Genomic DNA, 11,838 nt, shown 5'->3' with positions numbered 1-11,838 from the left:
CCCGTGATCGCGCCCACCTCCTTTCTCGACCTTCGCCGCCCGGACCGGCCCTCAGGCCGGAGCGCAGGCTCCTTGCCGGTGGACGGCTCGCCCGCCCGCGAACCTCGCCCGCCGAACCCACCCGCATTCCTGTGCCCCGGCGACGGGCGGGCTCACCTCGGCGGCGACACGAACTTCCCGATCGCGGTTCGGGCCCCGGCAACACGAAAGCCCAGCCGCGCGGGGTTGCCGCGAGCTGGGCCTGGGTGATGGTGGACGATACTGGGATTGAACCAGTGACCTCTTCCGTGTCAGGGAAGCGCTCTCCCGCTGAGCTAATCGTCCTTGTTGAGTTGTCACTCAGAGCGGAAGACGGGATTCGAACCCGCGACCCTCACCTTGGCAAGGTGATGCTCTACCACTGAGCCACTTCCGCGTGGCGCCGCACTTTACTTTAGCGGATCCTGGAAGGGCCCGCCGACAAGCCGAGGTGGAGACGGGATTTGAACCCGTGTGGACGGCTTTGCAGGCCGCTGCCTCGCCTCTCGGCCACTCCACCATGGAGTCTCGCGCTCCGAGCGGAAGACGGGATTCGAACCCGCGACCCTCACCTTGGCAAGGTGATGCTCTACCACTGAGCCACTTCCGCGTGCTCCCGGCGATCGCCGGGCCACGGGAAAACCATATCGTCTCCGCGGAGTGCCCGTGCGCAGCAAACGGGGGGTGGGCGGAAATTCGTGACCCGAATCGTCAGCGGATCACCCGGACGTCCTTGGCCTTGACGTACACGACCCGGTGGCCGAGCTGGATCTGGTGGTAGCGCTGCTCGCCGGTGACCGTGACGTGCCGGTCCGGGTCGAACGAGCCGGCCGACAGGTAGGAACTGCGCACCGTGTGCCCGAGCGCGTACGCCTGACCGGAGCGGATGACGTACGGCAGGGGCACCCGCTCCTGGAAGTCGACCCCGGTGCCGCGGTAGGCGGGCCGGCCGGGGAAGGCGCGGCCGTACACCTTGACGTCGTCGCGCAGCGGCATGACCACCGGCCCTCCGGCCGGCACGGCGGCGGGGCCCTCCGGCGGGTTGTGGAACCACGCCCGGCGGCCGAGGTACCAGATGGCGGTCCAGTCGCCACGGGCGCCGGCCACGGCGAACCGCTGCCCGGTGGAGACCCGCGCGCTGTGGTCGTACACGCTGGACGTGCTCGGCTTGCCCACCCGCTTGCCGACGTCGTCGACCAGCGGGGCGTCCTCGCGCGGCTCCGTGCGCAGCCACACCGTCGAGGCGCCGTGCGGCTCGCACGCCCTGGCCGGGTGCGCCTTGACGCAGCCGGTGAACCGTGGCTGGTTCGCCCCGTAGTCGGGCAGGATGACGACCGACGCGGGGGTGTCCCCGTCGTCGCGTCCGGTCCGCACGGCGGTCCGTCGCGCCGCCCGTGCCTTGCCGGGGCCCGGGGGAGCGGCGTACCGGCGCGCGAGGTCCCGGCCGTCCTGTGCGGGGCCGTCCTGCGCAGGGTCGCCGTCGCCGCGCAGGGGGCTGCCCATCAGGTCGAAGTAGTGGGCCCAGTCCCAGTAGGGGCCGGGGTCGTCGTGCATGCCCGGCAGCGTCTGCGGCGTGGTGCCCGGCACGTTGTCGTGCCCGAGGATGTGCGCCCGGTCGAGCGGGATGTCGTGGAGGTCGGCGAGGTGTCGCACGAGCCGGGCCGAGGCCCGGTACATCGCCTCGGTGTACCAGGTGCCGCCCCTGGCGAGGTAGCCCTCGTGCTCGACGCCGATCGAGCGGGTGTTGACGTCCCAGTTGCCGGCGTGCCAGGCGACGTCCTTCGTGCGCACGTGCTGGGCGACGTGGCCGTCGCGGGAGCGGACCGTGTAGTGCCAGCTCACGTAGTCGGGGTCGGCCACCATCGACTTGATGCCGTCGTAGCCGCCCTCGGTGTCGTGGATGACGATGTAGTCCACGCGCCGCTCGCCCGCGATCCGGTCGTGGTTGCCGTAGTCGCCCGGGCCGGTCCGCTTGTAGGCGGCGGGCATCCACTCGCACGCCAGCGTGGCCGGGCACTCGGCGCCCTGTGCCCTGCGCAGCGGGGGCGCGGCCGGTGGGCGCAGGCCGGGGGCCGGGGTGAGCCGCACCGCGAAGCCGTCGTCGGTCCGGCGGGCGGCGCCCTCCCGGATCACCGCGAACACCTCGTCGGCGAAGCTTCTGGCGGTGAACGGGTCGCGCGCGCCCGAGTAGCGGGCGACCGCCTGGTACCAGCCGGCCGGATCGCCGGTGGGGTGCGCCTGGTAGGCGGCGAGGAGCGCGGCCCCGCCCCGGATGTTCGCGGCCGGGTCGGTGCGCAGCCGTTCGGCGGGAAGCCCGCTCAGCCGCGCCGCGCGCCCGAGTGACGGCCCCGTGACGTCGGCCTCCCACGGCGCGGGCGCCCCGGCGGTGCCGCCCCGGTGGCCGGCGGACGGGTCGGAGGCCGCCTCCGGCCGCTCCGCCTCCGGCCGCTCCGGCGTCGGCCTGGCGCCGTCCCCCCGGGCGTCCCCGCCGTGTCCCTCGTGCCCGTCGTGGCCCTTGTGCCCGTCGTGCCCGCCGCCGTGGCGCCGGGGCTGTGGGTGCGCGGCCGTCTCCAGGTCCACGAGGTGCATCGGGCCGTACCCGCCGTCCGTGCTGGGCCGGCCGTCGTGGGTGTCCCAGCGCGACTGCAGGTAGGACACGCCGAGCAGGACGCTCACCGGAACCCCGTACTCCCGCGCCGCCTCGGCGAAGTCTCCCTGGCGGCCGTGGTCCTGGACCGGCCCCACCAGAGCACCGGCGGCGAGACCGGCGACGACCCACTGCAGCATGGCAACCCCCCCACGGATCGGTTCCGTCAGACTACTGTCCGTAGTCAGGTCGAGAAGGGAAGGGCGGTGCGCCGGTGCGTCGGCCGCCGTCCGACGCGGCGAAGTGGGTCCACCGCGCGATTCCTGCCCGATTGCGGGCAGGATGTTGGCGTGTCCAGTCACTTGTGCGTAGTGTCCTCGTCTGTGTCCACGACGCGGCATCCCCATGAGGAGCTCATCGCGCACCTCACCAGGACCAGCGGGTTAGGTCCCGGCGAGGCGGCCCGTGTGGTGGCCGACGTGCTGTCGTACTTCTCGGAGCCGGTCGAGGAGTTCGTCCGGCGGCGCCACGCCGAGCTGAAGGGCCGTGGCCTCACCAACGACGAGATCTTCCCCCGGGTCGCCGCCGAGCTCCGGGCCCGCCGGGTGGCGGCGCCCGACCTGTCCCTGCGCCAGTTGCGTCGCATCGTCTACGGATGAGCGACCTGCGGTCCCCTGCCACCTGTCCCATGTCCCGTGTCGCGGACATCACCATCGTTCACGGAAGAGGAGAACCCCGGATGTGCGGAATCGTCGCCTATATCGGGCCCAAGGACGCTGCCCCGATCCTGCTGGAGGGGCTGCAGCGGCTGGAGTACCGCGGCTATGACTCGGCCGGAGTCGTGGTGTCCAGCAAGGGGCTGAAGGTACGCAAGGTCAAGGGCCGGGTGGCCGACCTGGCCAAGGTCATGCCGGCCCGGTTCAAGGGCGGCCTCGGCATCGGCCACACGCGGTGGGCCACCCACGGCGTGCCCAGTGACGTCAACGCCCACCCGCACCTGTCGGCGGACGAGCGCATCGCCGTCGTGCACAACGGCATCATCGAGAACGCCGACGAGCTGCGCGCCAAGCTGACCGCCGACGGCGCCGTCTTCCTCTCCGAGACCGACACCGAGGTGCTCGCCCACCTGATCGCCCGCACCGTCCAGGAGACCGAGTCGCTGGAGGAGGCCGTGCGCAAGGCGCTCAAGAGCGTCGTCGGCACGTACGGCATCGCCGTCATCGACGCCGAGCGGTCCGGCGAGGTCGTCGTGGCGCGCAACGGCAGCCCGATCGTGCTCGGCATCGGCGAGAAGGAGATGTTCGCCGCCTCCGACGTGTCGGCGCTGGTCCGCTACACCCGCCAGGTGGTGCACCTGGAGGACGGCGAGCTGGCCGTGCTCAAGGCCGACGGCTTCCACACCTTCGCCAGCGACGCCCGCGAGACCGCCAAGGAGCCGCTGACCGTCGACTGGGACGCCGGCCACTACGACACGGGCGGCTACGAGCACTACCTGCTCAAGGAGATCTCCGAGCAGCCCGAGACGGTCTCGCGCACGCTGCGCGGCCGTCTGGACGAGCGCTTCCACATCGCCCACCTCGGCGGCCTGAACATGGACGCCCGGGAGACCCGCTCCTTCCGCCGGGTGAAGATCATCGGCTGTGGTTCGGCCTACTACTCCGGCCAGATCGGCGCCCAGCTCATCGAGGAGCTGGCCCGCATCCCGGCCGACGCCGAGCCGGCCAGCGAGTTCCGCTACCGCAACCCGGTGGTCGACCCCGACACGCTGTACGTGGCGATCAGCCAGTCGGGCGAGACGTACGACACCCTGGCCGCGGTGCAGGAGCTCAAGCGCAAGGGCGGCCGGGTGATCGGCATCGTCAACGCCGTCGGCAGCGCCATCGCCCGCGAGGTCGACGGCGGCGTCTACCTGCACGCCGGGCCCGAGGTGTCGGTGGCCTCGACCAAGGCGTTCACCTCCACGTCGCTGGCGTTCGCGCTGCTCGCGGTGCACTTCGGCCGCGTGCACGACCTGTCGCCCGCCGACGGCCGCCGCATCTGCGAGGGCCTGCGCCGGCTGCCCGGCCAGATCGAGGAGATCCTGGCCCAGGGCGACAAGATCGCCGAGCTGGCGAAGAAGTACGCCCACCACCCGAGCATGATGTTCGTCGGCCGGGTGCGCGGCTACCCGGTGGCCCGCGAGGGCGCGCAGAAGCTCAAGGAGATCTCGTACGTGCACGCCGAGGCGTACCCGGCCAGCGAGCTCAAGCACGGGCCGCTCGCGCTGATCGGCCCCGAGATGCCCACGGTCGCGATCGTCCCCGACGACGAGTTGCTCGACAAGAACCTCACCACGCTCGGCGAGATCCGCGCCCGCGGCGGGCAGGTGCTCATGGTCGGCCACCGCGAGCCCGACGCCAAGCTGGCCGACGACGTGATCGTGGTGCCGAAGAACGAGATCGAGCTGGACCCGATCCTGCTGACGATCCCGCTCCAGCTCTTCGCCTACCACGCGGCGGTCGCCCTCGGCCGCGATGTGGACAAGCCTCGCAATCTGGCCAAGAGTGTCACAGTCGAATGAGTCCAGGCTGCACTATGGCCACAATCGCACAGAGCTCGTGTAATTAGCGCAATCTCGACCTAAGATCCGTTTGTGGTCGAGTTCGATCCGCGCACGCCCAACCTCGCACGCATGTACGACTACATGCTCGGCGGTGTGACGAACTACGCCGTCGATCGCGAGGCCACCGACCGGCTCGCCGAGCTGGTCCCGCACACCGTGCCGCTGGCACGGGTCAACCGGGGCTTCCAGCAGCGGGCGGTGCGCCACCTGGCGGGTTCGGGCGTGCGCCAGTTCCTCGACCTCGGCAGCGGGCTGCCGACCCAGGGCAGCGTTCACCAGATCGTCCCCGGTGCCCGGGTGGTCTACGTGGACCGCGATCCCGTGGTCGCCGCGCACGCCACGGCCCTGCTCCGCGACGAGAGCAGGGCCGCTTTCGTCCGGGCGGATCTGCTCGACGCCGCCGGGGTGCTGGAGCGCGCCGCGGCCTTCCTCGACCTGGACCGGCCGGTCGGCGTGCTGCTGATCTCGATCCTGCACTTCATCCCCGACGCCGGCACGGACGACGCGGGCGGCCCGCACGCCGCCGTGGCCGCGCTGCGGGAGGCACTGGCGCCCGGCAGTCATCTGGTGCTCACGCACTCCACCACTCCGGGCCCCTCTCCGGGGCGGGCGAAGCCGGCCGCCCGCCGCGGCGCCGCCCGGACGCCCGCCCGGATCAGGGCGTTCTTCGGTGACTTCACGCTGGTCGAGCCCGGCCTGGTGCACGCCGCCGACTGGCGGCCCGACCGGCCCCGGCTGGCCGCCGAACCGTCCACGGCCTCGTACCTGATGGCCGGAGTCGGATGGAAGGCACCCGATCCACAGGTGTAACCGACGGTGATGTGTCAATAACCTCAGGTAGTGGGAGGTACCCGCGCGCCCGGGGGAGGCACGCATGCGGCGACGGCAGTTCTTCGCGCTGGGACTCGGCATGGCGGGGCTCGGCATGGCGGCGGCCGCGTGCGGCGCCGACAAGGGCACCACCGCGGGAGCGGTGCGGCTGCCGTTCGCCATCGCGCCGGGCGCCGAGCGGTGGGCGGGGGTGACGCGGGCGCTCACCCGGGCCGCGTGGCAGTCGGGGTTCATGCTGGCCGGCCACCGGCAGGCCACCACGATCACCGTCACCGGACTGCCGGCCCTGGCCGCCGCCGAGATCGACGCCGGGCCCAGGCTGCTCGAGACCGCGACGCCGCTGGCGAGGCTGGCCGGGGAGATCGAGGTCGTGGTCGTGCCGGCTGCTTCGCCGTTCAGGGACTTCGAGGACTTCGGCGCCCAGTTGCTCGCCAGGCCCGAGGAGACGCCGCTCGCCGGGGGGCCGCAGGGCGAGCCCGACCACCTGCTGTTCGGGCTGGTCGCGCGGGGGCTCGGCGCCGACGCCCGCCGGATCGCCTACACCGGCCACCCGACCACGGCGGAGGCCACCGACGCCCTGCGAGGCGGCCGGGCGGTGGCCGCCGCCGGTCCCCTGCGCGCCTGGCGGGCCGACCTGCGCAAGGGACGGGTCAGGGCGCTGGCCGTCTCCAGCGCCCGCCGCGTCGACGGGCTCGACGTGCCCAGCCTCCTGGAGTCGGGCGTGCGCATCGACTTCGCCGACTGGTGCGCGGCGGTCGGCCCGCAGGACATGGCCGAGGACCTGCGCGCCACGGCCGTCGAGATGTGCGAGCGGGTCGCCGGCTCCGCGCCGTGGCACAAGGCCTGCCGCGCCGGGGGCTGGCAGCCGATCCCGCTCAGCGGCGGCGACTTCGAGCAGTGGCTCGCCTCGGAGACCGCGCGCACCCGCGCCGTGCTCCGCGACCTCGGACTGGTCGACACGCCCGGCACAACATGATGGGGCGAGTTGCGGCCGTGGCCACTAGATGTAGGATCCTGCTCGTCGCTGGTTCGCCCCTCGGGGCGGAGTGAAAGGGAACCCGGTGCGATTCCGGGGCTGCCCCGCAGCGGTGAGCGGGAACGACCGCCGTCACGAGCACTGGAGAGATCCGGGAAGCGACGGCCAGTAGGACCGGCCTGACCGTCATGGTCAGGCGCGCCCGCGAGCCCGAAGACCTGCCAGTGACGCCGGGGTCCCGGCCGGAGCGCGCACGACCACGCGGGCCGGCCCGGCACGCCCGGCTGACCTGTCCAGGGCCTCGAGGGAGGGCCCGGGGGCCGACGCGGCCGGGCACGCCCCGCGCCGCCGTGCTCTCGCGCGCCCTCACGGGGCAGAGCTCGCGAGGAGAGCACGTGACGCAGATCGTTGAGGTTGACCGGCGGCTGGCCATCGAGGAGGCCGCCGCCCGGGTGATCGCCGATCCGGCCAACTCCCGGGTCGCCGCCCGGCTGCTGGCCGAGGAGATCGCCGACGAGGCGGCCGGGCACGGCGTGCGGACCTTCTCCGAGTCGGTCGCGGCCACCCACGCGGCCGGGCTGGTCCAGGACTCCCTCGCGGCGTTCGTCGCGGCCCACGCCGCCGAGCTGGACGCGCTCGTCCACGACGAGGCCGACGACCGGTTCGAGTACTTCGGCCTGCGCACCGTCTACGACCGCTACCTGCTGCGCCACCCGCAGACGCGGGCGGTGCTGGAGCGCCCGCAGCACTTCTTCCTGCGGGTGGCCTGCGGACTGTCGTCCTCGGTGGCCGAGGCCGCCGAGCTGTACGGGCTGATGTCCGCGCTGGCCTACCTGCCCAGCTCGCCGACGCTGTTCAACTCCGGCGCGCGCCGCCCGCAGCTCTCGTCGTGCTTTCTGCTCGACTCGCCGCGCGACGAGCTGGAGGCCATCTACGACAGGTACGGCCAGGTGGCCCGGCTGTCGAAGTACGCCGGAGGCATCGGCATCTCCTGGACCCGGGTCCGCTCGCGCGGCTCGCTCATCCGCGGCACCAACGGGCACTCCAACGGCATCGTCCCGTGGCTGCGCACCCTCGACTCCTCGGTCGCCGCGGTGAACCAGGGCGGCCGTCGCAAGGGAGCGGCCTGCGTCTACCTGGAGACCTGGCACGCCGACATCGAGGAGTTCCTGGAGCTGCGCGACAACACGGGCGAGGACGCCCGCCGCACGCACAACCTGAACCTGGCCAACTGGGTGCCGGACGAGTTCATGCGGCGGGTCGAGGCCGACGGGACGTGGTCGCTGTTCGACCCCAAGGACGTCCCCGACCTCACCGACCTGTACGGCGACGCCTTCGACCGCGCCTACCGCGCCTACGAGGCGCAGGGCCGCTTCGTCCGCCAGATCCCGGCCCGCACCCTGTACGGCCGGATGATGCGCACGCTCGCGCAGACCGGCAACGGCTGGATGACGTTCAAGGACGCGGCCAACCGGACCTCCAACCAGACGGCCCGCCCGGAGAACGTCATCCACCTGTCCAACCTGTGCACCGAGATCCTGGAGGTCACCAGCGACGCCGAGACCGCGGTGTGCAACCTCGGCTCGGTCAACCTGGCCGCCCACCTGCGCGACGGCGCGGACCTCGACTGGGACCGGCTGCGCGCCACCGTGCGGACCGCCGTGCGCTTCCTCGACCGGACCATCGACCTGGGCTTCTACCCGACACCCGAGGCCGAGGCGGCCAACCGGCGCTGGCGGCCGATCGGGCTCGGCGTGATGGGGCTGGCCGACGTGTTCTTCGCGCTGCGCCTGCCGTTCGACTCGCCCGAGGCGCGGGAGCTGTCCACGCGGATCGCCGAGGAGATCGCGCTGGCCGCCTACGACACCTCCGCCGACCTGGCCGCCGAGCGCGGCCGGCACCCGTCGTACGGCGACACCCGCGCCGCCCTCGGGATGCTGCACCCCGACCACTACGCCGGGGCGGCCGGCTCGCCGCGCTGGGAGGCGCTGCGTGCCAAGGTCGCCGCCACCGGGCTGCGCAACTCCCTCATGATCGCCATCGCGCCGACGGCCACCATCGCCTCCATCGCCGGCTGCTACGAGTGCATCGAGCCGCAGGTGTCCAACGTCTTCAAGCGCGAGACCCTGTCCGGCGAGTTCCTTCAGGTCAACCGCTACCTGGTGGCCGACCTGCAGGCGCGCGGGCTGTGGACGCAGACCATGCGCGACGCGATCAAGCGGGCCGACGGCTCGGTCCAGGACGTCCCCGGCATCCCGGCCGACCTCAAGACGCTCTACCGCACCGCGTGGGAACTGCCGCAGAAGGCGCTGATCGACCTGGCCGCGGCCCGCCAGCCGTACATCGACCAGTCGCAGTCGCTCAACCTCTTCATGGCCAGCCCCACCATCGGCAAGCTCTCCTCGATGTACGCCTACGCCTGGAAGCGCGGCCTGAAGACCACGTACTACCTGCGCTCCCGCCCCGCCACCCGGATCGCCCAGACCACCGTGACGGCGGCGCCCGCCCCTTCGGCCGCGGAGGCCGTCGCCTGCTCGCTGGAGAACCCGGAAGTCTGCGAAGCCTGCCAGTAATCCGCCCCACCACGTACGGAGACATCCCCAGACATGCTGCTCGACCCTGGAATGGACCTGACCCTGCGGCCCATGCGCTACCCGGACTTCTACGAGCGCTACCGGGCGGCCATCCGCAACACCTGGACCGTCGAGGAGGTGGACCTGCACACCGACCTCGCCGACCTGGCCAGGATGACCGCGCAGGAACGCCACCTGATCAACCGGCTGGTCGCCTTCTTCGCCACCGGCGACTCGATCGTCGCCAACAACCTGGTGCTCAACCTCTACCAGCACGTCAACGCCCCCGAGGCGCGCCTGTACCTCAGCAGGCAGCTCTTCGAGGAGGCCGTGCACGTGCAGTTCTACCTGACGCTGCTCGACACGTACCTGCCCGACCCGGACGAACGTGTCAAGGCGTTCGCCGCGATCGAGCACATCCCGTCGATCCGCGACAAGGCCGAGTTCTGCTTCCGGTGGATCGACTCGATCAACGGGCTGCGGCAACTGGAGACGGCCGACCAGCGGCGGCAGTTCCTGCTGAACCTCATCTGCTTCGCCGCCTGCATCGAGGGGCTGTTCTTCTACGGGGCCTTCGCCTACGTCTACTGGTTCCGCTCGCGCGGGCTGCTCAGCGGCCTCGCCACGGGGACGAACTGGGTCTTCCGTGACGAGTCCATGCACATGGAGTTCGCCTTCAGCGTGGTGGACACCGTGCGGGCCGAGGAGCCGGAACTGTTCGACGACAAGCTGGGCGCGCAGGTCACCGCGATGCTGGAGGAGGCCGTGGCGGCCGAGCTGGCCTTCGCCCGCGACCTGTGCGGCGACGGCATGCCCGGGATGAGCGCCGAGCAGATGCGCGAGTACCTTGAGTACGTGGCCGACCAGCGGCTGGCCAGGCTCGGCCTGCCGGCGAGGTACGGCACGGCCAACCCGTTCGCGTTCATGGAGTTGCAGGACGTGCAGGAGCTCGCGAACTTCTTCGAGCGGCGGGTGTCGGCTTATCAGGTGGCTGTTGAGGGCAATGTGACGTTCGATGAGACGTTCTAGGCTTATTTGATAGGACATTTGGGGGCATTACTCGTGCAGACGCCAGCCGGCTGGCTCGTCCTCGCCATCGCGGTGGCCGGGGCCGTTCTCTGCGTGGAGATCTTCCGACGGCTGCTGTCCAGGGCCGGTCGCAAGTGGGCGCTCGCCCGGCACCTGGTCGAGCACTGCACCTGGGCCGGGTTCACGGTGGCGGCCGTGGTGGCCTTCAACCTGGTGTTCGGGCCCGGGATGTTCGGCCAGAGCCCGGGGGAGCTGGCCCTCGCCCAGACGGTGGAGCGGGCGCTGGGGCTGGTCACCATCGGCGCGGTGACCTGGCTGATCGTCCAGGCCACCTACGCGCTGACGGACGTGGTGCTCGACCGGCTGGTGAAGGTCGAGGGGGAGCGCAACCGGCGGGCCCGGCGCATCATGACCCAGATCGGGCTGGTCCGCCGGATCGCCGCCGCGGTCATCATCGTGATCGCGGTGGGCGCGATGCTCTTCTCCTTCCCCCAGGTGCGGGCGCTGGGCGCGGGTCTGCTCGCCTCCGCCGGCATCGCGGGCGCGATCGTCGGCATCGCCGCCCAGCCGACGATCGGCAACGCCCTGGCGGGCCTCCAGCTCGCCTTCAGCGACGCGCTGCGGCTGGACGACGTGGTCGTGGTGGACAACGAGTGGGGCAGGATCGAGGAGCTGACGCTGACCTACGTGGTGGTGCGCCTGTGGGACGAGCGCCGCCTCGTCCTGCCCGTCTCCTACTTCACCCAGAACCCGTTCGAGAACTGGACCCGGCACGGCAGCCGGGTCATCGCCGTGGTGCTCCTGCGGGTCGACTGGTCGGTGCCGGTCGACAAGCTGCGCGACGAGCTCTACACCTTCATCCAGTCCAACCCGCTGTGGGACCAGAAGGACTGGACCCTCCAGGTGACCGACGTGCTGCCGAACGGGCTGATCGAGCTGCGGGCCCTGATGAGCGCCGCCGACTCGCCGTCCGCCTGGGACCTCAAGTGCGACGTCCGCGAGCACCTGGTCACCTTCATCAGGACGAACTTCCCCGACGCGCTGCCGCGCTTCCGCGTGGAGACCCCGGAGACCCGGGCCGGGGTGCCGTGGACGGCCGACCTGGGCGCCGATCCCGGCCCGCCGCCCGGCTCGTCGTCGGGCCCCTCCTTCTCGTCCGGTCCCCCGGCCGGCCCTTCGTTCGGCCCCTCGTCCGGCCCCGGGCGGGCCTGACGGCGCGCGG

General features: G+C 71.9%; 8 protein-coding genes, 4 tRNA genes and 1 riboswitch. Of the genes, 7 read left to right on the top strand and 5 right to left on the bottom strand.

Annotated features, from left to right (window positions below):
• Positions 1 to 249: 249 nt before the first annotated feature.
• The 5 genes from FHU36_RS26185 to FHU36_RS44870 all read right to left on the bottom strand — a co-directional run bounded on the left by FHU36_RS26185 (position 250) and on the right by FHU36_RS44870 (position 2,805).
• A tRNA-Val gene (locus FHU36_RS26185) sits at positions 250 to 324 on the bottom strand.
• Positions 325 to 343: 19 nt separating this feature from the next.
• Positions 344 to 415: transfer RNA gene (locus FHU36_RS26180), tRNA-Gly, on the bottom strand.
• Between the two features lie 52 nt (positions 416 to 467).
• Positions 468 to 538 (bottom strand) — tRNA-Cys (locus tag FHU36_RS26175).
• An 18-nt stretch (positions 539 to 556) separates the two neighbouring features.
• Positions 557 to 628 (bottom strand) — tRNA-Gly (locus tag FHU36_RS26170).
• Between the two features lie 101 nt (positions 629 to 729).
• Positions 730 to 2,805: an N-acetylmuramoyl-L-alanine amidase gene (locus FHU36_RS44870; protein ID WP_185086475.1), complete on the bottom strand. Its 2,076-nt coding sequence runs from the start codon at positions 2,803 to 2,805 to the stop codon at positions 730 to 732.
• Between the two features lie 183 nt (positions 2,806 to 2,988).
• Between FHU36_RS44870 and FHU36_RS26160 the strand changes: the two genes are divergently transcribed.
• From FHU36_RS26160 to FHU36_RS44865, 7 genes are all read left to right on the top strand, one after another.
• Positions 2,989 to 3,264 (top strand): hypothetical protein, encoded by a 276-nt coding sequence (locus tag FHU36_RS26160; protein ID WP_185086474.1) that lies wholly within the window; start codon positions 2,989 to 2,991, stop codon positions 3,262 to 3,264.
• An 80-nt stretch (positions 3,265 to 3,344) separates the two neighbouring features.
• Complete coding sequence (gene glmS, locus FHU36_RS26155; protein WP_185086473.1) at positions 3,345 to 5,165, top strand: glutamine--fructose-6-phosphate transaminase (isomerizing); 1,821 nt, start codon at positions 3,345 to 3,347, stop codon at positions 5,163 to 5,165.
• Positions 5,166 to 5,237: 72 nt separating this feature from the next.
• Entirely contained in the window at positions 5,238 to 6,017 is a 780-nt protein-coding gene (locus FHU36_RS26150) for an SAM-dependent methyltransferase (protein ID WP_312891830.1), read from the top strand.
• A 64-nt stretch (positions 6,018 to 6,081) separates the two neighbouring features.
• Positions 6,082 to 7,014: a tripartite tricarboxylate transporter substrate-binding protein gene (locus FHU36_RS26145; RefSeq protein ID WP_185086472.1), complete on the top strand. Its 933-nt coding sequence runs from the start codon at positions 6,082 to 6,084 to the stop codon at positions 7,012 to 7,014.
• 32 nt (positions 7,015 to 7,046) lie between these two features.
• Positions 7,047 to 7,254, top strand: a riboswitch (cobalamin riboswitch).
• A gap of 155 nt (positions 7,255 to 7,409) precedes the next feature.
• The gene (locus FHU36_RS26140) at positions 7,410 to 9,587 is read left to right on the top strand and encodes a ribonucleoside-diphosphate reductase subunit alpha (protein ID WP_312891829.1); all 2,178 of its coding nucleotides are present in this window, start codon (positions 7,410 to 7,412) and stop codon (positions 9,585 to 9,587) included.
• A gap of 33 nt (positions 9,588 to 9,620) precedes the next feature.
• On the top strand, positions 9,621 to 10,616 hold the full coding sequence (locus FHU36_RS26135) for a ribonucleotide-diphosphate reductase subunit beta (RefSeq protein WP_185086471.1): 996 nt from the start codon (positions 9,621 to 9,623) through the stop codon (positions 10,614 to 10,616).
• 33 nt (positions 10,617 to 10,649) lie between these two features.
• Entirely contained in the window at positions 10,650 to 11,828 is a 1,179-nt protein-coding gene (locus tag FHU36_RS44865) for a mechanosensitive ion channel family protein (protein WP_185086470.1), read from the top strand.
• Positions 11,829 to 11,838: the final 10 nt, after the last annotated feature.

Source organism: Nonomuraea muscovyensis (assembly GCF_014207745.1).
Lineage (GTDB): Bacteria > Actinomycetota > Actinomycetes > Streptosporangiales > Streptosporangiaceae > Nonomuraea > Nonomuraea muscovyensis.
Note: the sequence above shows the minus strand (reverse complement) of the source record. Positions and strands in the feature narration are given on the sequence as shown.